This is a genomic window from Candidatus Tisiphia endosymbiont of Neophilaenus lineatus (assembly GCF_964264975.1).
Taxonomy (GTDB): domain Bacteria; phylum Pseudomonadota; class Alphaproteobacteria; order Rickettsiales; family Rickettsiaceae; genus Tisiphia.
The window spans coordinates 768,063-794,047 of record NZ_OZ183649.1 but is presented as its reverse complement, the minus strand read 5'-3'; the positions used below and the strand labels follow the sequence as shown (position 1 = coordinate 794,047).

General features: G+C 33.7%; 37 protein-coding genes, 1 tRNA gene and 1 pseudogene. 21 read left to right on the top strand and 18 right to left on the bottom strand.

The window, feature by feature from the left end; all coding sequences use genetic code 11:
* Positions 1 to 48 precede the first annotated feature (48 nt).
* From ACFE3K_RS04720 to ACFE3K_RS04705, 4 genes and pseudogenes are all read left to right on the top strand, one after another.
* Positions 49 to 588 carry a demethoxyubiquinone hydroxylase family protein gene (locus ACFE3K_RS04720; protein WP_375358456.1) on the top strand — a complete coding sequence of 180 codons (540 nt, stop codon included), beginning with the start codon at positions 49 to 51 and terminating at the stop codon, positions 586 to 588.
* A 20-nt stretch (positions 589 to 608) separates the two neighbouring features.
* Positions 609 to 3,086, top strand: a pseudogene (locus tag ACFE3K_RS04715) (UvrD-helicase domain-containing protein); the annotation flags it as partial.
* The gene (locus tag ACFE3K_RS04710; protein ID WP_375359485.1) at positions 3,087 to 3,797 is read left to right on the top strand and encodes a PD-(D/E)XK nuclease family protein; all 711 of its coding nucleotides are present in this window, start codon (positions 3,087 to 3,089) and stop codon (positions 3,795 to 3,797) included. It begins immediately after the preceding pseudogene.
* A 26-nt stretch (positions 3,798 to 3,823) separates the two neighbouring features.
* Positions 3,824 to 4,021: a hypothetical protein gene (locus tag ACFE3K_RS04705; protein ID WP_375358455.1), complete on the top strand. Its 198-nt coding sequence runs from the start codon at positions 3,824 to 3,826 to the stop codon at positions 4,019 to 4,021.
* A 32-nt stretch (positions 4,022 to 4,053) separates the two neighbouring features.
* Here the strand turns inward: ACFE3K_RS04705 and ACFE3K_RS04700 are convergent, their stop codons facing one another.
* On the bottom strand, positions 4,054 to 4,764 hold the full coding sequence (locus ACFE3K_RS04700; protein ID WP_375358454.1) for an IS6 family transposase: 711 nt from the start codon (positions 4,762 to 4,764) through the stop codon (positions 4,054 to 4,056).
* 188 nt (positions 4,765 to 4,952) lie between these two features.
* Between ACFE3K_RS04700 and ACFE3K_RS04695 the strand changes: the two genes are divergently transcribed.
* The 12 genes from ACFE3K_RS04695 (at position 4,953) to ACFE3K_RS04640 (ending at position 12,514) form a co-directional block, all read left to right on the top strand.
* Positions 4,953 to 5,453: a helix-turn-helix domain-containing protein gene (locus tag ACFE3K_RS04695; RefSeq protein ID WP_375358453.1), complete on the top strand. Its 501-nt coding sequence runs from the start codon at positions 4,953 to 4,955 to the stop codon at positions 5,451 to 5,453.
* The gene (locus tag ACFE3K_RS04690; RefSeq protein ID WP_375358452.1) at positions 5,447 to 6,007 is read left to right on the top strand and encodes an IS630 family transposase; all 561 of its coding nucleotides are present in this window, start codon (positions 5,447 to 5,449) and stop codon (positions 6,005 to 6,007) included. The genes ACFE3K_RS04695 and ACFE3K_RS04690 overlap by 7 nt, the downstream gene beginning before the upstream one ends.
* 247 nt (positions 6,008 to 6,254) lie before the next feature.
* Complete coding sequence (locus ACFE3K_RS04685; protein WP_375358450.1) at positions 6,255 to 7,622, top strand: ankyrin repeat domain-containing protein; 1,368 nt, start codon at positions 6,255 to 6,257, stop codon at positions 7,620 to 7,622.
* Positions 7,623 to 7,767: 145 nt separating this feature from the next.
* Complete coding sequence (locus ACFE3K_RS04680; protein ID WP_375358449.1) at positions 7,768 to 8,478, top strand: IS6 family transposase; 711 nt, start codon at positions 7,768 to 7,770, stop codon at positions 8,476 to 8,478.
* Positions 8,479 to 8,683: 205 nt separating this feature from the next.
* Positions 8,684 to 9,037, top strand: a complete 354-nt coding sequence (locus tag ACFE3K_RS04675; protein ID WP_375358448.1) for a winged helix-turn-helix domain-containing protein — start codon at positions 8,684 to 8,686, stop codon at positions 9,035 to 9,037.
* Entirely contained in the window at positions 9,031 to 9,591 is a 561-nt protein-coding gene (locus ACFE3K_RS04670) for an IS630 family transposase (protein WP_375358447.1), read from the top strand. Before ACFE3K_RS04675 ends, ACFE3K_RS04670 begins: the two co-directional genes overlap by 7 nt.
* Before the next feature lie 21 nt (positions 9,592 to 9,612).
* Positions 9,613 to 10,287 carry a DUF5394 family protein gene (locus ACFE3K_RS04665; RefSeq protein ID WP_375358446.1) on the top strand — a complete coding sequence of 225 codons (675 nt, stop codon included), beginning with the start codon at positions 9,613 to 9,615 and terminating at the stop codon, positions 10,285 to 10,287.
* A 94-nt stretch (positions 10,288 to 10,381) separates the two neighbouring features.
* Positions 10,382 to 10,987, top strand: a complete 606-nt coding sequence (locus tag ACFE3K_RS04660; RefSeq protein WP_375358445.1) for an EamA family transporter — start codon at positions 10,382 to 10,384, stop codon at positions 10,985 to 10,987.
* 59 nt (positions 10,988 to 11,046) lie between these two features.
* Entirely contained in the window at positions 11,047 to 11,496 is a 450-nt protein-coding gene (locus tag ACFE3K_RS04655; RefSeq protein ID WP_375358444.1) for a helix-turn-helix domain-containing protein, read from the top strand.
* On the top strand, positions 11,490 to 11,795 hold the full coding sequence (locus ACFE3K_RS04650) for a transposase (protein WP_375358443.1): 306 nt from the start codon (positions 11,490 to 11,492) through the stop codon (positions 11,793 to 11,795). The genes ACFE3K_RS04655 and ACFE3K_RS04650 overlap by 7 nt, the downstream gene beginning before the upstream one ends.
* A 31-nt stretch (positions 11,796 to 11,826) precedes the next feature.
* Positions 11,827 to 12,051 (top strand): transposase, encoded by a 225-nt coding sequence (locus tag ACFE3K_RS04645; RefSeq protein ID WP_375358442.1) that lies wholly within the window; start codon positions 11,827 to 11,829, stop codon positions 12,049 to 12,051.
* Between the two features lie 106 nt (positions 12,052 to 12,157).
* Entirely contained in the window at positions 12,158 to 12,514 is a 357-nt protein-coding gene (locus tag ACFE3K_RS04640) for a recombinase RecB (RefSeq protein WP_375358441.1), read from the top strand.
* Here ACFE3K_RS04640 and ACFE3K_RS04635 read toward each other — a convergent pair.
* From ACFE3K_RS04635 to ACFE3K_RS04620, 4 genes are all read right to left on the bottom strand, one after another.
* A tRNA-Arg gene (locus tag ACFE3K_RS04635) sits at positions 12,485 to 12,561 on the bottom strand. The two genes, ACFE3K_RS04640 and ACFE3K_RS04635, sit on opposite strands and share 30 nt — an antisense overlap.
* A gap of 249 nt (positions 12,562 to 12,810) precedes the next feature.
* On the bottom strand, positions 12,811 to 13,209 hold the full coding sequence (locus ACFE3K_RS04630; RefSeq protein WP_375359484.1) for a transposase: 399 nt from the start codon (positions 13,207 to 13,209) through the stop codon (positions 12,811 to 12,813).
* Positions 13,164 to 13,370 carry a hypothetical protein gene (locus ACFE3K_RS04625; RefSeq protein ID WP_375358439.1) on the bottom strand — a complete coding sequence of 69 codons (207 nt, stop codon included), beginning with the start codon at positions 13,368 to 13,370 and terminating at the stop codon, positions 13,164 to 13,166. The genes ACFE3K_RS04630 and ACFE3K_RS04625 overlap by 46 nt, the downstream gene beginning before the upstream one ends.
* Complete coding sequence (locus ACFE3K_RS04620) at positions 13,364 to 13,864, bottom strand: helix-turn-helix domain-containing protein (protein ID WP_375358438.1); 501 nt, start codon at positions 13,862 to 13,864, stop codon at positions 13,364 to 13,366. Before ACFE3K_RS04620 ends, ACFE3K_RS04625 begins: the two co-directional genes overlap by 7 nt.
* A gap of 51 nt (positions 13,865 to 13,915) precedes the next feature.
* On the opposite strand from ACFE3K_RS04620, the gene ACFE3K_RS04615 reads away from it, so the two are divergent.
* Positions 13,916 to 14,152, top strand: a complete 237-nt coding sequence (locus ACFE3K_RS04615) for a hypothetical protein (RefSeq protein WP_375358437.1) — start codon at positions 13,916 to 13,918, stop codon at positions 14,150 to 14,152.
* 67 nt (positions 14,153 to 14,219) lie between these two features.
* On the opposite strand, the gene clpP is transcribed toward ACFE3K_RS04615, so the two are convergent.
* From clpP to ACFE3K_RS04590, 5 genes are all read right to left on the bottom strand, one after another.
* A complete protein-coding gene (clpP, locus tag ACFE3K_RS04610) occupies positions 14,220 to 14,822 on the bottom strand; it encodes an ATP-dependent Clp endopeptidase proteolytic subunit ClpP (protein ID WP_375358436.1) in 603 nt (200 codons plus the stop codon).
* Between the two features lie 147 nt (positions 14,823 to 14,969).
* Entirely contained in the window at positions 14,970 to 15,941 is a 972-nt protein-coding gene (locus ACFE3K_RS04605) for an SPFH domain-containing protein (RefSeq protein WP_375358435.1), read from the bottom strand.
* 85 nt (positions 15,942 to 16,026) lie between these two features.
* A complete protein-coding gene (locus ACFE3K_RS04600) occupies positions 16,027 to 17,007 on the bottom strand; it encodes an efflux RND transporter periplasmic adaptor subunit (RefSeq protein ID WP_375358434.1) in 981 nt (326 codons plus the stop codon).
* 8 nt (positions 17,008 to 17,015) lie between these two features.
* Complete coding sequence (locus ACFE3K_RS04595) at positions 17,016 to 17,777, bottom strand: DUF2608 domain-containing protein (protein ID WP_375358433.1); 762 nt, start codon at positions 17,775 to 17,777, stop codon at positions 17,016 to 17,018.
* Positions 17,774 to 18,538, bottom strand: coding sequence for an alpha/beta hydrolase (locus ACFE3K_RS04590; RefSeq protein ID WP_375358432.1), 765 nt, complete (start codon positions 18,536 to 18,538; stop codon positions 17,774 to 17,776). Before ACFE3K_RS04590 ends, ACFE3K_RS04595 begins: the two co-directional genes overlap by 4 nt.
* 24 nt (positions 18,539 to 18,562) lie before the next feature.
* On the opposite strand from ACFE3K_RS04590, the gene ACFE3K_RS04585 reads away from it, so the two are divergent.
* From ACFE3K_RS04585 to acpS, 3 genes are all read left to right on the top strand, one after another.
* A complete protein-coding gene (locus ACFE3K_RS04585) occupies positions 18,563 to 19,729 on the top strand; it encodes a glycosyltransferase family 4 protein (RefSeq protein ID WP_375358431.1) in 1,167 nt (388 codons plus the stop codon).
* Between the two features lie 166 nt (positions 19,730 to 19,895).
* Complete coding sequence (gene rpoZ, locus ACFE3K_RS04580; RefSeq protein ID WP_375358430.1) at positions 19,896 to 20,288, top strand: DNA-directed RNA polymerase subunit omega; 393 nt, start codon at positions 19,896 to 19,898, stop codon at positions 20,286 to 20,288.
* Complete coding sequence (acpS, locus tag ACFE3K_RS04575; RefSeq protein WP_375358429.1) at positions 20,285 to 20,668, top strand: holo-ACP synthase; 384 nt, start codon at positions 20,285 to 20,287, stop codon at positions 20,666 to 20,668. Before rpoZ ends, acpS begins: the two co-directional genes overlap by 4 nt.
* Here the strand turns inward: acpS and sucD are convergent.
* The 6 genes from sucD to ACFE3K_RS04545 form a co-directional block, all read right to left on the bottom strand.
* The gene (gene sucD, locus ACFE3K_RS04570) at positions 20,665 to 21,543 is read right to left on the bottom strand and encodes a succinate--CoA ligase subunit alpha (RefSeq protein ID WP_375358428.1); all 879 of its coding nucleotides are present in this window, start codon (positions 21,541 to 21,543) and stop codon (positions 20,665 to 20,667) included. The two genes, acpS and sucD, sit on opposite strands and share 4 nt — an antisense overlap.
* 28 nt (positions 21,544 to 21,571) lie before the next feature.
* The gene (gene sucC, locus ACFE3K_RS04565) at positions 21,572 to 22,732 is read right to left on the bottom strand and encodes an ADP-forming succinate--CoA ligase subunit beta (protein ID WP_375358427.1); all 1,161 of its coding nucleotides are present in this window, start codon (positions 22,730 to 22,732) and stop codon (positions 21,572 to 21,574) included.
* A 178-nt stretch (positions 22,733 to 22,910) separates the two neighbouring features.
* The gene (locus ACFE3K_RS04560) at positions 22,911 to 23,222 is read right to left on the bottom strand and encodes an EamA family transporter (RefSeq protein ID WP_375358426.1); all 312 of its coding nucleotides are present in this window, start codon (positions 23,220 to 23,222) and stop codon (positions 22,911 to 22,913) included.
* Positions 23,216 to 23,650, bottom strand: coding sequence for an IS630 family transposase (locus ACFE3K_RS04555; protein WP_375359483.1), 435 nt, complete (start codon positions 23,648 to 23,650; stop codon positions 23,216 to 23,218). Before ACFE3K_RS04555 ends, ACFE3K_RS04560 begins: the two co-directional genes overlap by 7 nt.
* Positions 23,592 to 23,723, bottom strand: coding sequence for a hypothetical protein (locus ACFE3K_RS04550; RefSeq protein WP_375358425.1), 132 nt, complete (start codon positions 23,721 to 23,723; stop codon positions 23,592 to 23,594). The genes ACFE3K_RS04555 and ACFE3K_RS04550 overlap by 59 nt, the downstream gene beginning before the upstream one ends.
* Positions 23,689 to 24,168 carry a helix-turn-helix domain-containing protein gene (locus ACFE3K_RS04545; RefSeq protein WP_375358424.1) on the bottom strand — a complete coding sequence of 160 codons (480 nt, stop codon included), beginning with the start codon at positions 24,166 to 24,168 and terminating at the stop codon, positions 23,689 to 23,691. Before ACFE3K_RS04545 ends, ACFE3K_RS04550 begins: the two co-directional genes overlap by 35 nt.
* 93 nt (positions 24,169 to 24,261) lie before the next feature.
* Between ACFE3K_RS04545 and ACFE3K_RS04540 the strand changes: the two genes are divergently transcribed.
* A complete protein-coding gene (locus tag ACFE3K_RS04540) occupies positions 24,262 to 24,444 on the top strand; it encodes a hypothetical protein (protein WP_375358423.1) in 183 nt (60 codons plus the stop codon).
* A gap of 15 nt (positions 24,445 to 24,459) precedes the next feature.
* On the opposite strand, the gene ACFE3K_RS04535 is transcribed toward ACFE3K_RS04540, so the two are convergent.
* Entirely contained in the window at positions 24,460 to 25,197 is a 738-nt protein-coding gene (locus ACFE3K_RS04535) for a sugar phosphate nucleotidyltransferase (protein WP_375358422.1), read from the bottom strand.
* A 43-nt stretch (positions 25,198 to 25,240) separates the two neighbouring features.
* Positions 25,241 to 25,951: a YebC/PmpR family DNA-binding transcriptional regulator gene (locus tag ACFE3K_RS04530; protein WP_375358421.1), complete on the bottom strand. Its 711-nt coding sequence runs from the start codon at positions 25,949 to 25,951 to the stop codon at positions 25,241 to 25,243.
* Positions 25,952 to 25,985 lie beyond the last annotated feature (34 nt).

Genomic DNA, 25,985 nt, shown 5'->3' with positions numbered 1-25,985 from the left:
TTCGCGTAATGCAATAAATTATCCGTTATTTAGATACTAAGGCAGCATATGGCAAGACCCGATTTCACCAATTCAGACAATATCATAAAAGAAATGATTAGAGTAAATCATGCTGGAGAATATGGGGCTAAACGAATTTATCAAGGGCAATTAAATTATTGCAAAAACCACGAAGATTCCTCTACAATAAAACATATGATGCAGCAAGAAGAAGCACATTTGAGCTACTTTACTAACTTGTTATTACAACATAATGTGAGACCAACTATTTTGATACCATTTTGGCATACTATTGGCTATGTACTTGGTAGTGGTTCGATATTGATAGGAACAGAAACTGCCATGCTACTAACACAAAGTGTAGAAGAAGTGATTGAACAACATTATCAGAAACAAATAGATTATCTCGAATTGTATAATTTAGAGAAAGAATTAGTAAATAGCATAAAACAATTTCAGGCTGAGGAAATTGAACATAAAGATATAGCTCTAGTACAAGGTAGTAGTAAGGTAGTATTTGCTTCCTTAATTAATACAGTTATTCAATTAATGTGTAATATGGCTATTAATGTGAGTAAAAAAGTTTAAGTTACTTAAATAGAAATAAAATGAATGAATTACAACAACAAGCATCTGACCCAGAATATTCTGTTTGGGTTTCTGCCTCAGCTGGTACAGGCAAAACCAAAATTTTAACAGATAGGGTGCTACGGTTACTAATTAAGGGAGTTCCATTTGAAAAGATCCTATGCTTAACTTTTACTAATGCAGCCACCCTTGAAATGCAGAGTAGGATTAAAAATAAGCTTGCTCAATTTGCTGCAAACGAAACCGCTAAATTAACTGAAGAGTTAGGTTTATTACTTACTAGAGAGCCTTTAGAAAGTGAGGTGCAATATACCAAAACTTTATATAACAGACTACTAAACTCTGAAGATGGTATTAATATTTACACTATCCATGCTTTCTGTCAGAAGATGCTTAAATTATTTCCTTTTGAAGTTGGCATTAATCCAGAATTTCAGGTTCTTGACGAGATTACAACACAAGGGGTTCTTAGCAAAATAAGAAACCAAATCTATTTAGATCCGACTTATAATGAGCTGATTAGTTTTTTTCTGACAAATTTCCATGAAACAACTATCAATGATATTTTCTCTGAAATAATCCAGCAAAAAATTAAGTTTAAGAAATTATTTGCCAAACAAATGGATTTTGTAGAGTACGATGCTCAAACTATTTTTGCACAATTATCAAATATTTATGACCAAGCCAAGCAATTATTGGCAAAATACTCAATAGCTATTGACTTAGATCAAGAAATTCAGCAATTTTTTCTTACTACAGAAAACCTTAAGCGTAAGAATATATTGCCTAAATCTATGGCAATGAAGTACCCAAAGTTATTGAATGAACTTGAATATATTCAAGAGAAAATTTTTCAGCTAGATCAACAAGCTAAAATGCAAGATATGGAGAATTACTCAAATTCATTACGTAACTTGGCAAAGATTTTTCTTGATAAATATGATTCCTACAAAACCCAGCATAGTTTGCTTGATTATGATGATTTAATTTATCTTACGCAGTTATTATTAATGGATAATGCTGCAAAAAATTGGGTAGCTTATAAACTTAATGGCGGGATTGACCACTTGCTTGTTGACGAAGCACAAGATACTAGCCCGGAACAATGGGACATTATCACTGCAATTATAGCAGACTTTACTTCTAACACTAAGCAAAAAAGTACTATTTTTGTCGTAGGCGATGAGAAACAGTCGATTTTTAGCTTCCAAGGAGCAGATATTAGCTCTTTTAGTTATGTTAATGAAAATTTGTATAAAAACCTATCTGATGCAAATAAGAATTTCAGAAATATTACCCTCCAGTGGTCTTATAGATCTACTAAAGAAATTATTGATATTGTTTATCTAATTTTTCAACAAATTAAACATACTACTCCACAATTATTTACATCTGATAATCCTAAAATTTTGCCATTTCGTCAAACTCATAAAGGTAGAGTTGAACTTTGGTCATTAGTTAAGGGTGAAAAAGAGAGTAAGTTGTTTTGGTCTTTACTGGAAGAGCATAATAAATCCAAATCTGCTCAGCAATTACTTGCACAACAAATTGCTAGTTTTATAAAAAGCCAAATAGCAAGTCGAAGAATCCTGCCTGCTACTAATTCCGAAGTTAAAGAATCAGATTTTATGATTTTGGTACGCAAGAGAGATGAGTTGATTCTTGAAATTATTAACTGTCTTAAGCGACGTAGTTTGCCAGTAGAAGATGTTGATCGGATCACTTTAAATAAAAATTTGTCAGTATTAGACTTAATGAGCATAGCGAAATTTGTACTACTACCTCAAGATGATTTGAATTTGGCTAGTCTGTTAAAATCACCAATAATTGGTATGAGTGAACAGGCACTACAAACTATTGCAATTTCTCGAGGTAAGAATTCTATTTGGGGTTACCTACAAACTGTCTCAAACTATGCAAGTATATATAAGAAACTGTGTCATTTCTTACAGCTATACAAGGTTACAAATTGTGAGAATTTTTTTTCACTTATTGTCGATTGTTTGGATGTTAGAAAGGTTTTAGTTGAAGCTAATGGATTTGATAGTAATGATGTAATAAATGAATTGATATATTTGAGTAGCAATTATGCTAATAATATAGATAGCTCTTTGCAAAGCTTTGTTTATTGGTTTGAAAATAAAAAAATTGAGATTAAAAGAAACTTAGAATCGTCAAATAAGATAAAAATTATGACCGTGCATGCTTCTAAAGGTCTGCAAGCACCTATTGTTATTCTGTGCGATACTAGTTCAGTACCAACTAATAGTAATAAATTCATTTGGGACGAAAATCAAGTGTTCTCTACCACTCAATCAGCCAATAGCCCAGAATTCTTTAAAGCTCTCAAAGAAAAGGAGCAACAAAAAGACTTACAAGAATATATCAGACTACTTTATGTTGCAATGACTAGAGCCGAAGACCATTTAGTGATATGTGGTTATCAGTCAAGTAGTAAGCTACCACAAAATTGTTGGTATGAGTTGGTTGCTAGAACAATGAATATGCACGGGAAGGTACAGGAAAATGGTATTATAGTTTATGAATCAGTTATTGAAGGAAGTGGAAATGGGCAGGAATCTAAAGAAATAGACCAAAAAGGTGCTTTAGATATTCTAGATCCCGCACCAAAGCAGGATGACATTGAAGGCAGCCGTAATGACATTGAAGATTGGATACCAAACCTTTTTTTAATTAATAAAATCACCAAAAATACAAAGCAAAATTATTCAGTCAATTCTCCTCTTATAGTTAATGATCATTTGGAATATGGTAAGATATTTCATAAAATTCTAGAAGATGCCACAAAGATCAATGATTTTTCTATGATGAATAAACATCCGTTTATTCACAAGTTACCAATAAATCTGCAAGAAAATATTCATAGCAATATTGATAAATTACTGAATAATATAGAATTTATGGCACTTATTTCCCAAGAGCTAAAAACTGAAATGGCGATAGGGACAACTCTAAATGATGAGGTTAAAATAGGACGAATTGATTTACTTGCTATTGATACGGGAAAAATAACCATTATTGATTATAAATCCGATGCTAGTCCACCTAAGACCTGTCAATTAGTTAAGGAATCTTATATTGACCAGTTAAATTTTTATCGACATATAGTAGCAAAACTATATCCTAACAAGGAAATTATTTGCAGAATTTTATGGCTAGAAAATGCCAATTTTATGACGATTGGTTAACCTTTAACCAATAATACACAGGTAATATGACAAAATTAGTGAGAGATTTAGTTCCGCAAATTATCTTAAAATCTGGTCGAATACCAGTCTTTCGTATTGCAGAATTGGCTGAGTATAAACAATTATTAAGACAGAAACTTTCTGAAGAGGTAGAAGAATTTTTAGAAAGTGAATCTATCGAAGAAATTGCTGATATCATAGAAGGGCACCGTCAAGTTAAGTAAAATAGTATCAAAAAGAGCTATATTTTTAGATTTCAGGCAGCAAGAAGTCTTTGAGTGGCTTCGTCCCAAATGGATTTAGCTGATGCAAATGCAATTCTTTGCTCAATTGCTGTTTTACTATATCTTCCAACATTTACGGCAAATATATTTCTGACTTTTCCCATCAGTGATAATTTACAGTGGGCTGAATTAGAATGCTTAAATTTAATTAATATCTTCTCGTTGCGCCTAGTTGGTTGATGAGCATTCTCAACACGATTATTTAGTCTTTTATGAGTGCGATGCTCAGTTTTAGGGCACATAAGCTTAATCGGCTTAATGTAACTTCTGAGCTTATCAGTAACAATTACTCTTGGAGCTGGATAATGACCCAATAATTTTGATAAAAAACGAATAGCTGATTTTTTGTTACGACGCTTCTGCAGTAATACTTCTAATTCATGCCCCTCAGAGTCAACAGCTCTCCATAATATCAATACCTCGACTTTAATCTTAATATTCATCTCATCTAAATGCCATTTATCAGTTGGTTTTCTCTCTCGCTTTCTGATAACATCTTGAAAATAAACCGCAAATTTATTGCACCAAAATCTTACTGTCTCATGACTTAAAATAATACCTCGATAGGCCATCTGTTCTTGTACATCTCTGTAACTATTATTGACTCGATGATATAACCATACTGCATGGCTAATAATGATTACTGGAAAACGATGTCTCTTTGGGGATTGAATAATACACATAGCACTGAAATTTAGGTAACAATTGTCACTGATAATCTATAAATTATTCCCTACATTTGCTCAATACTTAATTTACATTTCTCTTAACTTGACGGTGCCTATCATTTGTGTTATTCTTATTTTAATACCAATTGCAATAATTAACGCAGTGGTCTAAGATGGGTTTTTAACTGATAAAAGGTACTCAAATGGCTAGGTTAATATTACCACAAGGTTTTCATGGTCATGATTTTATAAAAATGATGAAACATGAGCCGCATGGTCGAAATCGTATACGTTTATTGGCGATGTATCACCTTCAATTAGGCAAATCTTTTAAAGCCATATCTGAAATAGTGAAGTCACACTGGAAAACCGTGCAATCATGGCTCAGAAGATTTAGGAATCATGGTTTTGAAGGATTATTTGAATCACAAAGAAGCGGTGCCCCTAGGAAGATTAACACTATACAAGAATCTGCTCTTTTTGATAAAATCAATACGCTCAGTAAAAGTAAAACTGGTGGGTATATAACTGGAAAAGAGCTACATATCATGTTACTTGAGGAATATGGTGCTAAATGTGCTTTAAAAACAGTCTACAATACTATGCACCGCCTTGGTTTTAGCTGGATTACTTCTCGTTCAATGCATCCAAAATCAAATCAAGAGACTCAAAATAGATATAAAAAAACTTTCCAGACATGTTAACAAAATTATTACCAAAAAATATCGATAGATGTAAAGTTGATATATGGTCTCAGGATGAAACTAGAGTTGGGCAACAAGGTATCTTAACTCGTATATGGGCTAAGCGTGGCACTAGACCCCGTAAAGTTCGGCAACAGCAATTTATTTCAACATATATTTACGGAGCTGCTTGCCATGAGACAGGAGAAGCTTGTGCATTAATTTTACCATATGCAAACACACAGGCAATGAATAAATTCTTAGAAGAGCTTTCTCGCAGTATTCAAGGCAACCGACATATAGCTTTACTAATGGATAATGCAGGTTGGCACACAGCCAAAAAACTAACTGTGCCAAGCAATATCACTTTGATACCGCTTCCGCCCTATGCACCGGAACTTAATGCAATGGAACAAGTTTGGGAATGGATTAAAAATCATTTCTTGTCTAACCAATGTTATGGTGTATATGAAGATATCGTTACTATGGCTTGTTACGCTTGGAATCAACTTGCTCATAATGTAGATTTAGTAAAATCAATTATGTATAGAGATTGGATAAATACACCGTGTTAATTATTGCAATTGGTATAACAACCTCAGTTTTAGATCAAAATTAAAAATTTTAATCTAAAATTGAGGTTAACAGGGTAATTTAAAAGTCTAGCTATAAGCTTTGATAAATAAGTTGTATACTGCTATGATTTTAAGAGTTGGGTAAATTTAACGTGAAAATAATTATAATATGTACTTTAACATGGAGAGTAAGGAGATTATCTTAGGTAACAAATTTTTTATAGTCCTAATAACTATCTTTTTGTTTATGGATAAGGCTGATGCTGCTCCACCACCTCTTCCTCCAGCACTGCCACAATTAGAAAGTGATAAAGTGAATAAACAGAAAGAAGAGGCAGATTCTTTGCTGGAAAAAATACAGCAATTTATGCATTCTAAGAAAATTGATAATGAAGTATCAGGATCAAGAAAACCAGCATCCACACCACAAGATACTAATAATGAAGAAGGTGAGACAGATTCCTTCATTGATTTAGGGAATAATAAATTACCAACCTTAGAAAATACAAAAGAATTGGATCAATTAGATAAACATCCGTACCAAAAAATTGATTTAGATCCACCTAGCAAGAATGACAGTAATACCAACAAAGATTCTCCTACTCTTCCAGCAACTGAGCTTAAAGATGCTGTACCTACTAAGCCACTTGATTCATCTGCCCAGTCTGAACCTCAAATAGATATTCCGAGTAATAATAAGTCTGAGCCACAAGCTATTACTCCTATCGTACCTTCTGTAACTATAGCTGATAAAGAGAAATATCCAGTAATATTACAGCAGCCAAGTAATGCAGATAATAAAGAAGTAGTTGCTCCTAATCTAGATATATTGCCTTCTTCGCAAGAAAAAAAGCCTACTGAACCACAAATAACTGCTCCTATCGTACCGATAGTATCACCTAAGGAAAATACTGAATCTAAAATGACTAAGCATCAAACTCCTATACCAGTATTTGTAAAAAAGGATAAGCAACTAGATGACTCTAGTAAAACTGTCCTAGAGAAAGATAGTAATGTAACCAAAGAAGTACAAGAAGTAAATAAGCATCAACTTAATCAATCTACAGTTACAAAAGATAAAGCTAGCACCATCAAAGAAACATCTCCTAAAATAACTGAATTTGTACAAGATGAAGCACAAATGTTACTTTTACCAAATGATGATGTCGTATTGGGAGAGCTTACAGAAGAGGCAAGATTGGAGCAAATGGATATGTATTCATTTATTCAAATGTTTAAGAAAATTTATGATAGTGACAATAGAAAGCAGCAAAGAAAGATGATAGATAATTTTATTGATAATTATGATAGTGATTTCCATACTACTATAGTAAGTGATGCAACAGGCAGAGCATTTGAGGCAGTTAGAAAAAATAATTTATTTGTTCTTAGGGTTCTTTTGGATAATTATCCAATCATCCAAAGAAGGGGGAATGATAATTATACTCTTTTACATGAAGCTGCAGAAACTAATAATTACTATATAGCAAAATTGTTAATTATGCGTGGTATAAACATTAAGGCTACTAATTATCATTGTAGAACGGCATTGGACATCTCTGATGAACAAAATAATAATGTGGGCTGTTTGATAATGAAAGCAACAGCAAATTAGTTTGAAAATGCTCTAATATCACTTGTTATAATTCAGGTAAATAATGGGCACCGTCAAGTTAAGAGAAATGTAAATTAAGTATTGAGCAAATGTAGGGAATAATTTATAGATTATCAGTGACAATTGTTACCTAAATTTCAGTGCTATGTGTATTATTCAATCCCCAAAGAGACATCGTTTTCCAGTAATCATTATTAGCCATGCAGTATGGTTATATCATCGATTCAATAATAGTTACAGAGATGTACAAGAACAGATGGCCTATCGAGGTATTATTTTAAGTCATGAGACAGTAAGATTTTGGTGCAATAAATTTGCGGTTTATTTTCAAGATGTTATCAGAAAGCGAGAGAGGAAACCAACTGATAAATGGCATTTAGATGAGATGAATATTAAGATTAAAGTCGAGGTATTGATATTATGGAGAGCTGTTGACTCTGAGGGGCATGAATTAGAAGTATTACTGCAGAAGCGTCGTAATAAAAAATCAGCTATTCGTTTTTTATCAAAATTATTGGGTCATTATCCAGCTCCAAGAGTAATTGTTACTGATAAGCTCAGAAGTTACATTAAGCCGATTAAGCTTATGTGCCCTAAAACTGAGCATCGCACTCATAAAAGACTAAATAATCGTGTTGAGAATGCTCATCAACCAACTAGGCGCAACGAGAAGATATTAATTAAATTTAAGCATCCTAATTCAGCCCACTGTAAATTATCACTGATGGGAAAAGTCAGAAATATATTTGCCGTAAATGTTGGAAGATATAGTAAAACAGCAATTGAGCAAAGAATTGCATTTGCATCAGCTAAATCCATTTGGGACGAAGCCACTCAAAGACTTCTTGCTGCCTGAAATCTAAAAATATAGCTCTTTTTGATACTATTTTACTTAACTTGACGGTGCCACTCAAATAGCTAGGTTAATATTATCGCAAGGTTTTGAAGGTCATGATTTTATAAAAATGATGAAACATGAGCCGCATGGTCGAAATCGTATACGTTTATTGGCGATGTATCACCTTCAATGAGGCAAATCTTTTAAAGCCATATCTGAAATAGTGAAGTCACACTGGAAAACTGTGCAATCATCGCTCAGAAGATTTAGGAATCATGGTTTTGAAGGATTATTTGAATCACAAAGAAGCGGTGCCCCTAGGAAGATTAACACTATACAAGAATCTGCTATTTTTGATAAAATCAATACGCTCAGTGAAAGTAAAACTGGTGGGTATATAACTGGAAAGGAGCTACATATCATGTTAGTTGAGGAATATGGTGCTAAATGTGCTTTAAAAACAGTCTACAATACTATGCACCGCCTTGGTTTTAGCTGGATTACTTCTCGTTCAATGCATCCAAAATCAAATCAAGAGACTCACAATAGATATAAAAAAACTTTCCAGACATGTTAACAAAATTATTAGCAAAAAATATCGATAGATGTAAAGTTGATATATGGTCTCAGGATGAAACTAGAGTTGGGCAACAAGGTATCTTAACTCGTATATGGGCTAAGCGTGGCACTAGACCCCGTAAAGTTCGGCAACAGCAATTTATTTCAACATATATTTACGGAGCTGCTTGCCATGAGACAGGAGAAGCTTGTGCATTAATTTTACCATATGCAAACACACAGGCAATGAATAAATTCTTAGAAGAGCTTTCTCGCAGTATTCAAGGCAACCGACATATAGCTTTACTAACGGATAATGCAGGTTGGCACACAGCCAAAAAACTAACTGTGCCAAGCAATATCACTTTGATACCGCTTCCGCCCTATGCACCGGAACTTAATGCAATGGAACAAGTTTGGGAATGGATTAAAAATCATTTCTTGTCTAACCAATGTTATGGTGTATATGAAGATATCGTTACTATGGCTTGTTACGCTTGGAATCAACTTGCTCATAATGTAGATTTAGTAAAATCAATTATGTATAGAGATTGGATAAATACACCGTGTTAATTATTACAATTGGTATAATAAATGGAAACAGATGACAAAAAACCAAGGGACTCTAGAAAATTGGCAGACCAAATTAAAGATGCATTAGTAGGCATCACTGATAATGAACTTGGATCTGATGAGGCGATGGAAATTTTCAATGAGTTAAGTCAAAACGATGCTTTCGAACAGGAAATAGAACAAATATTGGCTTGTCTTAACGAGCAAACAATGGATCTAACAAAATTACAGACACAGATCATCCTATTAATAAAAAAATATTTAGGTAAAATTGCACACAAGAAATTAGGAAAATTAGGTGTTAAAATTGATGAGAACCTTGTTAGTAAGAATGTTGCTGAAGTAAGTAGTTACTTAATGCAACAACATTCACAATTGGTAAAAGAAGCTAACCAAGGTTTGATAAAATCAAAAGATAAGCTACAAGGCATAGGTAATCAATCTAGATTGGAAGCAAAACGTTTAGTGAAAAATTTTGCTTTATACCAAGTTTATAAGTTCATGAACCCTAAAAGAATAGCTGGAGAAACAAAGGAAGAAAATTTTGCTTATAATATGATTAGAGGGGGGATAGATCTAGCAAAAAAATATGAGGGTGGATCGAAAAATGATCTTAAATCTTATTCTCCAGAATTTATCAAAAAATTAGATAAGGCTCATCAGAATTTTAAAGGTAGTGGCAGGACAATTTATTGATTAATGCGAGTTACCCATTATGGATTGTTTTATGCTCCAATTGAAGTAGGATTATTTGTATAACCCCAGTTGTCAATTAAAAAGTAGAACTGCTATGAAAGCAACATTATATATCTTAAGTTCATTTGGACTTGGAGCAATGAAAGCTAGTATAGTAAAATCTTTTAATAGTAGTATACCTATTTCTCTAGTTGTATTTTTACAATTCTTTCTTTGTGCTATCTTTTTTTTACCAAAAGTTATTAGGTCTCGTGGTCAATTAATAGTATCACAGCGATATTGTGCATTAATTACAATGGGATTATTGGGGGCAGCATATTGGTATTGCATGTTTTCAGCAGTAAATTACTTGTCTCTTTTCAATGTTAGTACACTTACGAATCTGTCTCCAATTTGGGTACTGCTAATAACGGGTATTTTTACTAATAAATCTATCAAAAATGATCTATTATTTTTAGCAATAATTGGCTTTATTGGCTGTTTATTAATACTGAAGCCATCAGTAGAAATTATAACTTCAGGAATCATTTTTGGATTACTTAGCGGAATATTTATGGCATTAACTATTATATCATTACACAACTTACTAAAAACAGAGACCTCAGATAGAGTATTAGTGTATTATTTTTGGATTCCCTCTCTTATACTAATTGCAATAATTAACACGGTGTTAAAAAATGGGTTTTTAACTGATAAATAGGTACTCAAATAGCTAGGTTAATATTACCGCAAGGTTTTGAAGGTCATGATTTTATAAAAATGATGAAACATGAGCCGCATGGTCGAAATCGTATACGTTTATTGGCGATGTATCACCTTCAATTAGGCAAATCTTTTAAAGCCATATCTGAAATAGTGAAGTCACACTGGAAAACTGTGCAATCATGGCTCAGAAGATTTAGGAATCATGGTTTTGAAGGATTATTTGAATCACAAAGAAGCGGTGCCCCTAGGAAGATTAACAGTATACAAGAGTCTGCTATTTTTGATAAAATCAATACGCTCAGTGAAAGTAAAACTGGTGGGTATATAACTGGAAAGGAGCTACATATCATGTTAGTTGAGGAATATGGTGCTAAATGTGCTTTAAAAACAGTCTACAATACTATGCACCGCCTTGGTTTTAGCTGGATTACTTCTCGTTCAATGCATCCAAAGTCAAATCAAGAGACTCAAAATACATATAAAAAAACTTTCCAGACATGTTAACAAAATTATTAGCAAAAAATATCGATAGATGTAAAGTTGATATATGGTCTCAGGATGAAACTAGAGTTGGGCAACAAGGTAGCTTAACTCGTATATGGGCTAAGCGTGGCACTAGACCCCGTAAAGTTCGGCAACAGCAATTTATTTCAACATATATTTACGGAGCTGCTTGCCATGAGACAGGAGAAGCTTTTGCATTAATTTTACCATATGCAAACACACAGGCAATGAATAAATTCTTAGAAGAGCTTTCTCACAGTATTCAAGGCAAACCGACATATAGCTTTACTAACGGATAATGCAGGTTGGCACACAGCCAAAAAACTAACTGTGCCAAGCAATATCACTTTGATACCGCTTCCGCCCTATGCACCGGAACTTAATGCAATGGAACAAGTTTGGGAATGGATTAAAAATCATTTCTTGTCTAACCAATGTTATGGTGTATATGAAGATATCGTTACTATGGCTTGTTACGCTTGGAATCAACTTGCTCATAATGTAGATTTAGTAAAATCAATTATGTATAGAGATTGGATAAATACACCGTGTTAATTATTACAATTGGTATTATATTAAAAGCTCGGCAAAAATAGAGCAAGGTTTTCATAAAATGCGTATAGGAAAGCTACATGCTGAGCATACTAAGATCAAAACGCGTATGGATAGGTTAACTGATTTATTTTTAGATGGTAATATTAGCAAGGAAGATCATGAAGGAAAACGTCAGCAATTAATACAAAAACGTGAAGATATCGTGAGAGAAATAGAAAGCCATAATAATGCTGATGATGAATTTGCAGAACTATTGATTAACCTAGTAGAACTGGCTTCCAGAGCGTTAGAAACCTTTAAAGGTTCGACTACGGAAGGAAAACGTAAATTAATGAATTTAGTATTTTCGAACCTAAAATTACAAGACGGAAAGCTAGACTTTATGCTACGTCCACCGTTTGATGCATTCGCAAAACGCACTAAAATCGAAGAATGGCACACCCTAGAGGATTCGAACCTCTGACCTACGGATTAGAAATCCGTTGCTCTATCCAGCTGAGCTAAGGGTGCGTATACTCAAATGATTTGGAGAATTACGACAATAAATAAACAAGGGATGAGCGAACGCAAGCAGTACATAAAGTACGTGAGTACGCGAAATTCCTGCAAGTATTCGCAAAAGCCAATTCTTCAAAGCAGAAGAGTATATATACAAAGATGTTTGTTTTATATCAGCTAAGGTGATCTTTTTCAAGTGCAAAAAATAATAACTTTTCTTCTAATATAACTGGTTCTTGTATCTAATACTAATTACAATAATTAACACGGTGTATTTATCCAATCTCTATACATAATTGATTTTACTAAATCTACATTATGAGCAAGTTGATTCCAAGCGTAACAAGCCATAGTAACGATATCTTCATATACACCATAACATTGGTTAGACAAGAAATGATTTTTAATCCATTCCCAAACTTGTTCCATTGCATTAAGTTCTGGTGCATAGGGCGGAAGCGGTATCAAAGTGATATTGCTTGGCACAGTTAGTTTTTTGGCTGTGTGCCAACCTGCATTATCCATTAGTAAAGCTATATGTCGGTTGCCTTGAATACTGCGAGAAAGCTCTTCTAAGAATTTATTCATTGCCTGTGTGTTTGCATATGGTAAAATTAATGCACAAGCTTCTCCTGTCTCATGGCAAGCAGCTCCGTAAATATATGTTGAAATAAATTGCTGTTGCCGAACTTTACGGGGTCTATGCCACGCTTAGCCCATATACGAGTTAAGCTACCTTGTTGCCCAACTCTAGTTTCATCCTGAGACCATATATCAACTTTACATCTATCGATATTTTGTGCTAATAATTTTGTTAACATGTCTGGAAAGTTTTCTTATATCTATTTTGAGTCTCTTGATTTGACTTTGGATGCATTGAACGAGAAGTAATCCAGCTAAAACCAAGGCGGTGCATAGTATTGTAGACTGTTTTTAAAGCACATTTAGCACCATATTCCTCAAGTAACATGATATGTAGCTCTTTTCCAGTTATATACCCACCAGTTTTACTTTTACTGAGCGTATTGATTTTATCAAAAAGAGCAGATTCTTGTATAGTGTTAATCTTCCTAGGGGCACCGCTTCTTTGTGATTCAAATAATCCTTCAAAACCATGATTCCTAAATCTTCTGAGCGATGATTGCACAGTTTTCCAGTGTGACTTCACTATTTCAGATATGGCTTTAAAAGATCTGCCTAATTGAAGGTGATACATCACCAATAAACGTATACGATTTCGACCGTGCGGCTCATGTTTCATCATTTTTATAAAATCATGACCATGAAAACCTTGTGGTAATATTAACCTAGCCATTTGAGTACCTTTTATCAGTTAAAAACCCATCTTAGACCACTGCGTTAATTATTGCAATTGGTATTAAAACCTGATATTTATGAAGCAAAAGATTGTAGTTGTGACGACAGATTAGTTGCTTATAAAACTTATATAAACAAAAATAATAAAAAATTAATGTTATTTACTGAACAAATGAATCATAAAGAAGTATCAAGATATATAAGAAATAATACTTGCGAAGAGATTTATTGTCCTAATTATAATGATGAACCGCCACTAATAGGAGCATTGCCAATGGATGAATAGAGTCAAGACTCGGTACAATGTCATTCCCGCGTAAGCGGGAATCCATAACATCTAACAGCCTTTTAAACTATTTTCTTACTAAGATTTTTGCTCTATCGGTGATAATTTCATCAACTAGTCCAAATGATTTAGCTACTTCAGGATCCATGAAATTATCACGTTCCATGCTTTTTTCAATAGAATCTAGTTCTTGTCCTGTATGCTTGACATACAAGTTATTGAGCATTCTTTTTAATTTCATGGTTTCTTTAGCATGAATTTCTATATCTGTAGCTTGCCCTTGGTAACCACCTGACGGTTGATGGATCATTATACGACTATGCGGCAGAGCATAACGCATACCTTTCTCTCCAGCAGTGAGTAACATAGAACCCATTGAACAAGCCTGTCCTATACAAAGCGTAGAAATTTTAGGCTTAATATATTGCATAGTATCGTAAATTGCCAAACCAGAAGTCACAACACCACCAGGAGAATTAATATACATGAAAATATCTTTTTCTGGATTCTCTGCCTCTAAGAATAGTAATTGTGCAACCACCACATTGGCCATCAAATCTTCAATTTGACCACAAACAAAAACGATGCGTTCCTTTAATAACCTAGAATAGATATCATAGGCTCTTTCCCCTCTAGGGGTTTGTTCAACTACTATAGGCACGTATGTCATTAAATTTTCTCCTAAATTTATTGTAACCTGATTATTGTAACCTGAGTTCGATATAACTTGTTATCAATATAGTCCCTGTTAGGGTTGACATTCGAAAATGCTTAGAATAATAATTATTTTTATGTCGAATTCAAGTGAAATAAGTAATTACTCACTAGCACTCGTTTGTTTCTTCATAGAAGATTCCTTAGACAATTTCTTATTGCTCACTGATTTTAGCTGATCAAAAATGCTTAAAGCTTGAGTTATAAAACTTCCTGGTTCAGAAAGATTTGCCGGAAGAATTACTGTATTGCTATCTTTGGCTAACTCACCAAAAGCATTTATATATTGTTCAGCAATTTTTAAAGATACTGCGTCATTACCCCCAGACTTTTGAATAGATGCGGCAATAACTTCAATACTTTTAGCAGTAGCCATTGCTACTAATCCTATTGCCTCAGCTTCACCTTTAGCTCTATTTACTTGGTCAGTATAGGAAGCTTCAGAATTTAATACAACTTGAGCCTTCTCACCTTCTGCATGGTTTATTTTTGCTTGTCTATTGCCTTCTGAATCCAAAATTTGAGCTCGTTTCTGACGTTCTGCTGCAACTTGTAATTCCATCGCTTTAAGTATTGTTTGTGGTGGCTGAATATCTTTAATTTCATAACGCATACATTGTATCCCCCAATTCATTGCAGCTTGGTTAATAGCAGACACAATAGCGATGTTTAACGTTTCCCGTTCTTCAAAAGTCCTATCTAATGGTAATTTACCTATTTCTGAACGCATGGTGGTCTGTGCAAGCTGTGTGATGGCATAATATGGACTATTAACACCATAAGATGCAGCGACTGGATCAACAATTTTTACATATAAAACACCATCTATTAATAACGTAACATTATCATTTGAAATGGCTGTTTGAGCAGTAACATCAATAGCTTCTTCCTTCAGGGTGTGTTTATAGGCTACTCTCTGAATCACTGGAATCAAAATATTCAATCCTGGCTGCAGAACCTTATCAAATTTTCCAAACTGTTCTACAACCCATGCTTGTTGTTGTGGTACAACCTTAACCATCTGTACAATAATAAGAATTGCCACGATACTACAAACTAATAATATATATTCCATTTTAATCCTCTGTTAATTTAATCTTAGCTCGGTGACATCGTTCGCAGTTGATGCTTAACAATGTAACCTGTTATATGAATTCAGGTTAATCTAACAATTTGACGACACTACCATCATAAATCTTAGTAATCCCTTCTAATACCACCATATCTCCTTCTTTAATTTCACTTGAGATAATCTCTGTTAAACCATTTAAACTAGTGCCAAGTTTAACATAAAGTTGTTGTACCTTATTGTCATTGACTTTATATACAAAATACTCACCTTTATTATTACTCTGTACCAATTGATTAGGCACAGCTAAATTCCTATGTTTGTTAAGAATTAGATCTATATTTACATAGCTTCCATGCACAATATTACTATTAGAATCAATGATAACTTTAGCACTTATAGTACCATTATCTGAAACATATTGTGAGATTTCAGCAATTTTTCCATTAATTAATCCGCCCTTATTATCGGTTATCACTAAATTCGTGGATTCTGACACCTGATTATAAAGCCCCTCAGGTAGCTCCATTAAAATATTATTAGTAGTAGAGTTTTGAGCAATAATGCTAAAAAGATAATTTCCTTGTTTTATCTTATCCCCTATTTTAGATTTTATTATACCAATATATCCATCAAATGGAGCTATAAGAACCATATCGTTGTAACTATTCATTGCTTTAGCAAAAGCAAGCCTAGCTTCTTCTAACTCGCTATTAGATTTTTCTAGCACATCACTACTAATATATTTTTTGGCAAATAATTCCTTGTCACGGTTATAAGAAGCCATAGTTTTTCTTAAAGAGACTTCCGCTTGTGACTTAATTGACACAGCTAAATCTTGGTCAATAATAAGCAAAACATCACCTTGATGGATCTTACCTCCTTGGGAAGTAGATACTAAATCAAGTCTACCAGAAACATTTGCATAATAATCACGGCTCATACCACTCTTACATTGTCCTATAACACTGAAAACATTATATAAATCAGCCATTTGTACTTTAGTAGCTTTTACCCCAATACTCTCTTGTTCTTCAGCTATAGCATAGCAAGAAGTAATGCATATACACAAAAAAATAATTATAGTTTTAAATCTGTTATCCAACGATGTTCCTTCTCTAAAATCTCAAAACGAATTTTTTCACTTTTTTCATCTAGTTCTGTTTCCGGGATCAAAGAAGCTCCGTCAAATTCAAAACCATAAAAATTAATCTGTAATTTGCTACATATTTTTGCCACTGACTCAATATTTTCTAAAATATCATCAACAAATATTATTGTTGTAGGATAGTAGTTTTTTCTATGTAAAATATTCTCTAATACTGCACCTTTATCAACATCGGCTGTAAGAATCACACCTTCTTTCATCGTTGGCATACCACCCCTAATATGTAATTCATCAACTAATATTTCCTCTTTTATCGGAGTAGATTTCATAAAATCTATATTTATCCCTTTAAGCTCTGTAAGACGCCAATTGGTAAAATCCTCAATAACACCAAATTTCCCTGTGTATAATTTGGTCAGAGCAGCAGTTGGGACTTGCATCTCCCATAATCTACCTAGTATATCAGTTATATTATAGTCCACTAAGCGAATAGTACGATTTTTTAAAATAATACTGTATAAAAGATGCCTTTCTTCTCTCGTAAGACGGTTTTTGCTTTCAGCACGCCACTGCCGCCTATAAGGATGAGTTAAGCGATATTCATCTTGATCCATGATAAGTACGTCATCTACATCAAAAAGCACCAAGCTATCTTGATCTAATTTATCTATTACTTCCGATATCTTTAAAAAATCGGAAACTTTAGTTATTTTAGCAAATATATGTTTATTCATCGTTCTAATGATAAGTTTATTATTTCTTCCAAAGAATTAGCTATTATAGCTAATTCTGATTCTCGTACAAGAGTATGAACTCCATCTTTTATCAATTTTATCACTACCATGTCACTAGTAATTTTTTCTGCAAGGTTATTTGAGATGGTATAAGGTACGTCCTCATCTAGCATCCCGTGAATTAAATGTATAGCTCCCTTAAGATTAATACTATTTGAATTTAGTAACAAGTGATTTCTAGCTTCGAGTATTAATTGATAACTTATTGGATATTTATCGTTGCAATTACGCCCACTAATCTCAAGGTATTTTTGTTGTTGCATTTGTGTTTTTTGCATTTCAGTTAAGTTTTGCCAAATAGTTTCTGTAAAATCTAGGACAGGAGCAATACAAACAAGACCACAAACTTTACTAGGAAATTTTATAGCAGCAAGAATGGCTAACCAACCACCCATGCTGGAGCCTATGATAATAGCTGGTTGCATTACAAGTTTATTTAAAACTAGTTCAACCCCTGTAAGCCAAGATCCAATCGTTTCATCTCGAAATCTACCTGATGATTCTCCATGACCAAAATTATCAAATGTGATAAAATTATAATCACGTTTTTTACAGTAATTCTCAAGAAATATAGCCTTTTTACCATTCATACCCGACATCAAGCCATGCAAAAAAATTACCGATGGCATATTTTTTTTGCTACTTTTGTGATGATTGTAAGTGATAAATCTTTTCTTTTCTGTATTATATATTTTATGCATTTAAATTAATTACGTAAAAGATTAATGATTTCATCAGATTCACCCAAACGATATCATAAACCCACCATTTTGCAAGTAGTTCCAGCTTTATTCTCTGGTGGAGTAGAGCGAGGAACAATTGAAGTGGCTAAAATGTTAAAAAAAGTTGATTATAATGTTATTGTAGTCTCATCTGGTGGTTCATTGGTTGAAGAATTAGTGGCAGCAGGAGTGCCACATATTTCTATGAATAGTGCTACGAAAAATCCTTTGACAATATGGAAAAACGCAAGAATTCTGTCAGAAATAATTAAGGAATATAACGTAGATATAGTACATGCAAGATCGAGAGCTCCAGCTTGGAGTTGTTATATGGCGGCAAAGGCTACAGGCACTAAATTCTTAACCACATTCCACGGAATTTACAACATCTCGAATCCTTTCAAACATTTTTATAATAGCGTCATAGTCAAAGGCGAAAAGATCATAGCTGTGTCTAATTTTGTAAAACACCATATATTAATTAATTATCAAATCCTAGAAGATCAAATTGTTGTAATATATCGAGGGGTAGATTATAGTTATTTTGATCCAAAAAATGTTACAGAAGAAAAGTTACTAAAACATAAAAAGAAATACGGTATATCTAACAATACTCCTATAATATTGTTACCATCAAGAATGACCAGTTGGAAGGGGCATCTTACCCTTGTTGAAGCACTTGGCAAATTAAAACATCTAGATTTCTACTGTCTAATGGTTGGAGATTTATCCAAACATCCCAATTTTACCAATCGAGTAAAATCTCTTATAAACTTATTGAAGCTACAAAGTAAAATTCAAATTTTTGGTAATGAAGCTGATATGCTCAGCCTTTACGGTGTTTCAGATATAGTAATATCTACTTCAATTGAGCCAGAAGCATTTGGTCGCACTATAACTGAAGGACAATCAATGGAAAAGCTAGTAATTGCTACAAATATAGGTGGAGCTATTGAAACAATATTAGATAAAAAAACTGGATTTCATGTCAAACCAAACGATGCTGTTGATTTAGCAGAAAAAATCGAACATTGCTTATCTATACTCAAAACCAATGAAGGTAACAAAATACAACAAGCAGCAAGAAAAGCAGTCATCGATAATTTTTCCCTTGATTTAATGCTTAGTAAAACCTTAGATCTATATAAAGAAATGCTCAAAAAAACATAATATTTTCCCCAATTCTTTGTAGTGTCCTTACATCTTTCCACCTGTATCTATGATTTTTAAACTACCCTAGAGAGGCAATGAAAATTCTATTCTTGAAATCTACTAATTATACTTTATACTGATCCGTTATTGTATATATATCTTATAAAATTAAAAAGAGAGTATTATGGCTAGGATAACGATTGAAGATTGTGTTGGAAAGATTCACGATAGATTTAAGCTTGTAGCTTTAGCTGCTCAAAGAGCAAATGATATAAATTCTGGTAGTAAAATGACTATTAATAACGTGAAAGGCGATAAGGCAACTGTACTGGCATTACGTGAAATAGCTGCTGGCCATATAACGATTCCAGCCCTAAAGGCACAATTATTAAAACGTCTTCGAACAAAAAGCAGAATCGATCCTATTGATGAAGAAAATACTGATGCTTCCCTTGATACTGCTGTAGAAGAGTTTGATTATTTACCAACCGGCTCAGATCTTTGTGTTACTGAAGACTACTCTGATTTAGATGATCAAATATTTGATGATAATGCTAGTGATGATGAACAAAAATGATTATTGGTGTTGGTACAGATATAGTACAAATTCCAAGAATAGAAAGGATATTAAACCTATATGACCAGCGTTTTGTAAACATAATTCTTTCTAAAACGGAAATACAAAAGCTAACTTCTCTAAGCAAAGACCAATATGGTGGTTTTGTGGCAAAAAGGTTTGCTGCGAAAGAGGCAGTTAGCAAAGCCCTTGGTATCGGAATTGGGCGGGGTTTACGATTTAAAGACATCTCTATACTAAATGATGCCTTAGGCAAGCCCTTTGTCCAAATTTGTCATCCTGAAAATCCAAACAAATTTGGACAAATCAAAATTCACTTGTCCATTTCAGACGATTACCCAATTTCTGTAGCTTTTGCAGTTATTACCTCTAAGGTTTAGAGCTTCTTTAATAGTTCAAACATAGTTTTACCAATATCAGCTGGCGATCTAGTGATAGTAACACCCGCACTTTGCAATGCCTCCAACTTATCTTCAGCTGAACCCTGTCCATTAGAAATAATTGCACCAGCATGCCCCATTCTTTTACCTTCAGGAGCAGTAACACCAGCAATGAAAGTAACTATTGGCTTTTTAATCTTTGAGCTTTTTATTAATTCAGCAGCCTTTTCCTCAGCATCCCCTCCTATTTCACCAATCATAATAATCGATTCTGTTTCATCATCTTGTAAAAACATTTCAATACAATCAACAAAATCAGTGCCGTTAACTGGATCTCCACCAATACCAATACAGGTAGATTGACCAAGACCAAAATCTGTAGTCTGTGCTACTGCTTCATAAGTCAAAGTACCGGACCGGGATATAATTCCTACCCTGCCTCTCTTATGAATATAACCAGGCATTATGCCGATTTTGCATTCATCAGGAGTAATAATGCCAGGACAATTTGGCCCAATTAATCTAGTTTTTGATCCGATTAATGCCCTTTTGACCTTTATCATATCAAGTATCGGTATTCCCTCTGTAATACACACTACCAAACTAATTCCTGCATCTATAGCTTCCAAAATTGAATCAGCAGCAAAAGGTGGTGGAACATAAATAACGCTGGCAGTAGCCTTAGTTTTTGCAACTGCCTCATGTACTGTATTATATACAGGTAGATCTAGATGAGTATTGCCACCTTTTCCAGGAGTTACCCCTCCTACCATTTTAGTACCATAACTGATTGCCTGCTCAGAATGAAAAGTCCCTTGAGTGCCAGTAAAACCTTGGCAAATTACTTTTGTATTTTTATCAACTAATATTGACATATATGCATTTTCCGTATTTTTATATGAATTATTTTACTGCATCGACGATCTTAACAGCAGCATCACCTAAATCATTTGCAGCAATTATTTTTAAACCAGAATTTGCTAAAATATTTTTACCTAATTCAAAATTGGTTCCAGCTAAACGTACAACCAGTGGAACTGTAATGCCAATCTCTTTCACTGCAGCAATAATGCCTTCGGCTATTATATCACAACGCATTATACCACCAAAAATATTAACTAAAACCCCTTGTACATGTGAATCTGCTAAAATTATTTTTAGTGCTTCCGTTACTTTCTCACGATCAGCCCCACCACCAACATCTAAAAAGTTTGCCGGTTCAGCACCATAAAGCTTGATAATATCCATTGTAGCCATAGCTAGCCCAGCCCCATTCACCATACAACCAATAGTACCATCCATCTTAACATAACTAAGACCAAGGCTAGCTGCTTTTATTTCAAGAGCATCTTCTTCTTCATCATCCCGCATATTTAAAATATCAGGATGTTTAAATAATCCATTATCATCAAAGTTAATCTTGGCATCAAGTGCCAATAAACTACCATCAGCTTTTGTTATTAATGGATTAATTTCAATTTGGTTAGCATCAGTTGCTATAAAAGCTCGATAGGTTGATTCAACAATTTTCATCATTTGTTTTGCCTGCTCATTCTTAAAACCAAGCTTGTATGCCATTCTACGACAATGAAATGGCTGTATGCCTGTTGCAGGTTCAACTGATACTTTAATAATTTTCTCTGGAGTATTATGAGCAACTTCTTCTATATCTACCCCACCTTCAGTAGAAGCTATAAAAGTTACCTTGCTATTACTACGATCAAAAACGACACTAAAATAATATTCTTTTAAAATATCACACCCAGATTCAACATAGAGATAGCGAACCTTTTGCCCAATAGCTGACGTCTGATGAGTTACTAAGTTAATGCCAAACATTGCGTGTGCTGCTTTCTTTGCCTCTTCTTTAGTTCTTACAACTTTTACACCCCCAGCTTTTCCCCTACCACCTGCGTGGATTTGGGCTTTAACCACATATATTTCTGCTTCTAAACCATCAATTAGCCTATCGATATCTTCTTTTTGCAATATTACAACTCCTGTAGAAGTAGGTATACCATATTGCCTCAAAATCATCTTTGCTTGGTATTCATGAATATTCATTTTTATAATTCTTTAAATAATTTAATCCTAGGCTCTTATACTACAAATGTTGCCAATTTGTAAAGCTTCATTTACTACTTGTTAGACGTTAGTAGTCTTGAGGATATCTAAAATTCACCAATGTTATCCCTGCAAAAGCATAAACTAATAGATATATTCATCTTACTCTACTTTTTGCTTACGATTTTTGTCTCCTAGATATATATATTCCACTTAAGATTATTATTATTGCCCCAATAATCGAAAAATTATCTGGTATTTCCTGCCATATAACTACACTTAAAATTAAAGAAAATACAACGCTACTATAAGCTAGTATACTCATTTCAGTAGCTAAACCAATTTCTAATCCCTTATTTAATAATATTTGATGTAAAAGCATCAACAGAGCGTTGACTAATAGCAATATCCAATCCTTTGAAGAAACTTGTGTTATATTACAATCCACTAAAAATGGTAACATAATAATACCAATTGCAATAATTAACACGGTGTATTTATCCAATCTCTATACATAATTGATTTTACTAAATCTACATTATGAGCAAGTTGATTCCAAGCGTAACAAGCCATAGTAACGATATCTTCATATACACCATAACATTGGTTAGACAAGAAATGATTTTTAATCCATTCCCAAACTTGTTCCATTGCATTAAGTTCCGGTGCATAGGGCGGAAGCGGTATCAAAGTGATATTGCTTGGCACAGTTAGTTTTTTGGCTGTGTGCCAACCTGCATTATCCGTTAGTAAAGCTATATGTCGGTTGCCTTGAATACTGCGAGAAAGCTCTTCTAAGAATTTATTCATTGCCTGTGTGTTTGCATATGGTAAAATTAATGCACAAGCTTCTCCTGTCTCATGGCAAGCAGCTCCGTAAATATATGTTGAAATAAATTGCTGTTGCCTGTTGCCCAACTCTAGTTTCATCCTGAGACCATATATCAACTTTACATCTATCGATATTTTTTGCTAATAATTTTGTTAACATGTCTGGAAAGTTTTTTTATATCTATTTTGAGTCTCTTGATTTGACTTTGGATGCATTGAACGAGAAGTAATCCAGCTAAAACCAAGGCGGTGCACATAGTATTGTAGACTGTTTTTAAAGCACATTTAGCACCATATTCCTCAAGTAACATGATATGTAGCTCTTTTCCAGTTATATACCCACCAGTTTTACTTTTACTGAGCGTATTGATTTTATCAAAAAGAGCAGATTCTTGTATAGTGTTAATCTTCCTAGGGGCACCGCTTCTTTGTGATTCAAATAATCCTTCAAAACCATGATTCCTAAATCTTCTGAGCCATGATTGCACGGTTTTCCAGTGTGACTTCACTATTTCAGATATGGCTTTAAAAGATTTGCCTAATTGAAGGTGATACATCGCCAATAAACGTATACGATTTCGACCATGCGGCTCATGTTTCATCATTTTTATAAAATCATGACCTTCAAAACCTTGCGGTAATATTAACCTAGCTATTTGAGTACCTATTTATCAGTTAAAAACCCATTTTATAACACCGTGTTCATTATTGCAATTAGTATTAGACCTATGTTGTTTGTAGCTGCTATGGCTGCTAGAAATTCTAACTCTGAACTGAAGGTATTTTATGAAGAATTGATCAATAGAGGAAAAAAGAAAATGGTGGCGATGGTAGCATTAATGCGTAAAATCATTGTGATTGCACACGCTAAGTTACGTTGAAGAATTTTGTGTGTATTACCTTCCCATTAACTTAGCAATAGTTTTATTAGCTTCTTCTAGCTCCTGTTTAGTATTTACTCCAAGCACTATGTCGTGGTCTGAAGATAGCAAATATGATACTTTTTCTCCGCTATCCTTAGCTATTTTTACAAGGGCTGTCAAATATAACTCTTTTGATCTATCAACCTTACCTAAAAAAATAGTAGGTAGATATTTTTTTAATATACCAGCTTCAAAAGCCATAATACCAGAATTACAAATTATTATAGCTTGTTCTGCACTTGTTGCCTCTTTAAATTCCACAATTTTTAAGAAATATCCTAGTTCATCAGTAACTATTCGTCCATATTGCCCCGGGTTATCACGTCTAAAGCATAACGTTGTAATGGCTGAATTTGTAGAAATTAGGTGGTCTAATAAATCGTTAATAATATTTGCGGTGATTAAAGGATTATCTCCGTAAAGCACTGCTACAATTTTATTGTCATCAACTAAGTCTAAAGCAGTATATACTGCATGAGCAGTACCAAGAGGTTCTAGCTGTAATGCAAATTTACAAACATCCTTATAAGAAGAGGTATATTCTTCTAATTGCAATGAACGAACTAAAATGATATCGTTAGTCACTTTGTTAGCATTTGTTATCACCCTATCAAGCATAGGTCTACCACCAACTTCGTGCATTACTTTTGGTAACGAAGATTCCATTCTTCTCCCATTACCGGCAGCTAAAATAATAATTTGGCAATCCATATTAAATGTCCTTCATAGCTTGATAAATTGCATCAGATAATTCCTAATTACCAAAAACTTTTTGTACGTCATCGATTTCTTCTAAAATATCCACTAATTTTAATAGCTTCTCTGCTTTATCATTATCTTCTATAATTATGGTATTTTTAGGCACCCAACCTACGTAAGATTCTTCAGGATGTCCATATTTATTGGTCAGAAAATCAACAGCTTGCATAAAGTTCTCAATATCCGTGTAGATTAAATATGTATCTTCTTCAGAAATCACATCTTTTGCCCCAGCCTCTAGGCTACTGTCAAACATAGCTTCTGTTGTTGCTAAATTTGCCGGATATTGTATTACTCCAAGATGATCAAACATATAACTGCTACTTCCAGTTTCACCTAAATTACCACCAAATTTGCTAAAAGCTGCTCTAATTTCCGCAGCCGTACGATTTTTATTATCAGTTAAAGCCTCTATTATTATCGCAATCCCACCAGGAGCAAAGCCTTCATATCTAATCTCTGCATAATTTTCGTTATTATTCGAATCACTTGCTGCACTTATTGCCTTATCTATTCGATCCTTTGGCAAATTCTGACTGCGTGCTGCAGCTATGCTATTCCGCAGGCGTGGATTATTGCTTACATCAGTTCCCATTTTAGCAGCAGTGATAATTTCTCTAATTAGCTTAGTAAAAACTTTTGCTCTTTTCTTATCTTGTGCACCTTTTCGGTGTTGAATATTTTTAAATTTTGAATGACCAGCCATATTGTAATCTTAAATCATTTTGAACCAAATCGTA

Bases quoted from the DNA above. Each gene is read 5' to 3' on its own strand.
- ACFE3K_RS04700 (WP_375358454.1), bottom strand. From the start codon at position 4,764: ATGTGTATTATTCAATCCCCAAAGAGACATCGTTTTCCAGTAATCATT.
- ACFE3K_RS04585 (WP_375358431.1), top strand. From the start codon at position 18,563: ATGATTTCATCAGATTCACCCAAACGATATCATAAACCCACCATTTTG.
- sucD (WP_375358428.1), bottom strand. From the start codon at position 21,543: ATGTCAATATTAGTTGATAAAAATACAAAAGTAATTTGCCAAGGTTTT.
- ACFE3K_RS04530 (WP_375358421.1), bottom strand. From the start codon at position 25,951: ATGGCTGGTCATTCAAAATTTAAAAATATTCAACACCGAAAAGGTGCA.
- clpP (WP_375358436.1), bottom strand. From the start codon at position 14,822: ATGACATACGTGCCTATAGTAGTTGAACAAACCCCTAGAGGGGAAAGA.
- ACFE3K_RS04590 (WP_375358432.1), bottom strand. From the start codon at position 18,538: ATGCATAAAATATATAATACAGAAAAGAAAAGATTTATCACTTACAAT.
- ACFE3K_RS04695 (WP_375358453.1), top strand. From the start codon at position 4,953: ATGGCTAGGTTAATATTACCACAAGGTTTTCATGGTCATGATTTTATA.
- sucC (WP_375358427.1), bottom strand. From the start codon at position 22,732: ATGAATATTCATGAATACCAAGCAAAGATGATTTTGAGGCAATATGGT.
- ACFE3K_RS04680 (WP_375358449.1), top strand. From the start codon at position 7,768: ATGTGTATTATTCAATCCCCAAAGAGACATCGTTTTCCAGTAATCATT.
- ACFE3K_RS04690 (WP_375358452.1), top strand. From the start codon at position 5,447: ATGTTAACAAAATTATTACCAAAAAATATCGATAGATGTAAAGTTGAT.
- ACFE3K_RS04620 (WP_375358438.1), bottom strand. From the start codon at position 13,864: ATGGCTAGGTTAATATTACCACAAGGTTTTCATGGTCATGATTTTATA.
- ACFE3K_RS04545 (WP_375358424.1), bottom strand. From the start codon at position 24,168: ATGATGAAACATGAGCCGCATGGTCGAAATCGTATACGTTTATTGGCG.
- ACFE3K_RS04685 (WP_375358450.1), top strand. From the start codon at position 6,255: ATGGATAAGGCTGATGCTGCTCCACCACCTCTTCCTCCAGCACTGCCA.
- ACFE3K_RS04710 (WP_375359485.1), top strand. From the start codon at position 3,087: ATGAATATGCACGGGAAGGTACAGGAAAATGGTATTATAGTTTATGAA.
- ACFE3K_RS04535 (WP_375358422.1), bottom strand. From the start codon at position 25,197: ATGGATTGCCAAATTATTATTTTAGCTGCCGGTAATGGGAGAAGAATG.
- ACFE3K_RS04670 (WP_375358447.1), top strand. From the start codon at position 9,031: ATGTTAACAAAATTATTAGCAAAAAATATCGATAGATGTAAAGTTGAT.
- ACFE3K_RS04705 (WP_375358455.1), top strand. From the start codon at position 3,824: ATGACAAAATTAGTGAGAGATTTAGTTCCGCAAATTATCTTAAAATCT.
- ACFE3K_RS04655 (WP_375358444.1), top strand. From the start codon at position 11,047: ATGATGAAACATGAGCCGCATGGTCGAAATCGTATACGTTTATTGGCG.
- ACFE3K_RS04595 (WP_375358433.1), bottom strand. From the start codon at position 17,777: ATGAATAAACATATATTTGCTAAAATAACTAAAGTTTCCGATTTTTTA.
- ACFE3K_RS04625 (WP_375358439.1), bottom strand. From the start codon at position 13,370: ATGTTAACAAAATTATTAGCACAAAATATCGATAGATGTAAAGTTGAT.
- ACFE3K_RS04660 (WP_375358445.1), top strand. From the start codon at position 10,382: ATGAAAGCAACATTATATATCTTAAGTTCATTTGGACTTGGAGCAATG.
- ACFE3K_RS04550 (WP_375358425.1), bottom strand. From the start codon at position 23,723: ATGTTAACAAAATTATTAGCAAAAAATATCGATAGATGTAAAGTTGAT.
- ACFE3K_RS04650 (WP_375358443.1), top strand. From the start codon at position 11,490: ATGTTAACAAAATTATTAGCAAAAAATATCGATAGATGTAAAGTTGAT.
- ACFE3K_RS04720 (WP_375358456.1), top strand. From the start codon at position 49: ATGGCAAGACCCGATTTCACCAATTCAGACAATATCATAAAAGAAATG.
- ACFE3K_RS04640 (WP_375358441.1), top strand. From the start codon at position 12,158: ATGGATAGGTTAACTGATTTATTTTTAGATGGTAATATTAGCAAGGAA.
- ACFE3K_RS04665 (WP_375358446.1), top strand. From the start codon at position 9,613: ATGGAAACAGATGACAAAAAACCAAGGGACTCTAGAAAATTGGCAGAC.
- rpoZ (WP_375358430.1), top strand. From the start codon at position 19,896: ATGGCTAGGATAACGATTGAAGATTGTGTTGGAAAGATTCACGATAGA.
- acpS (WP_375358429.1), top strand. From the start codon at position 20,285: ATGATTATTGGTGTTGGTACAGATATAGTACAAATTCCAAGAATAGAA.
- ACFE3K_RS04605 (WP_375358435.1), bottom strand. From the start codon at position 15,941: ATGGAATATATATTATTAGTTTGTAGTATCGTGGCAATTCTTATTATT.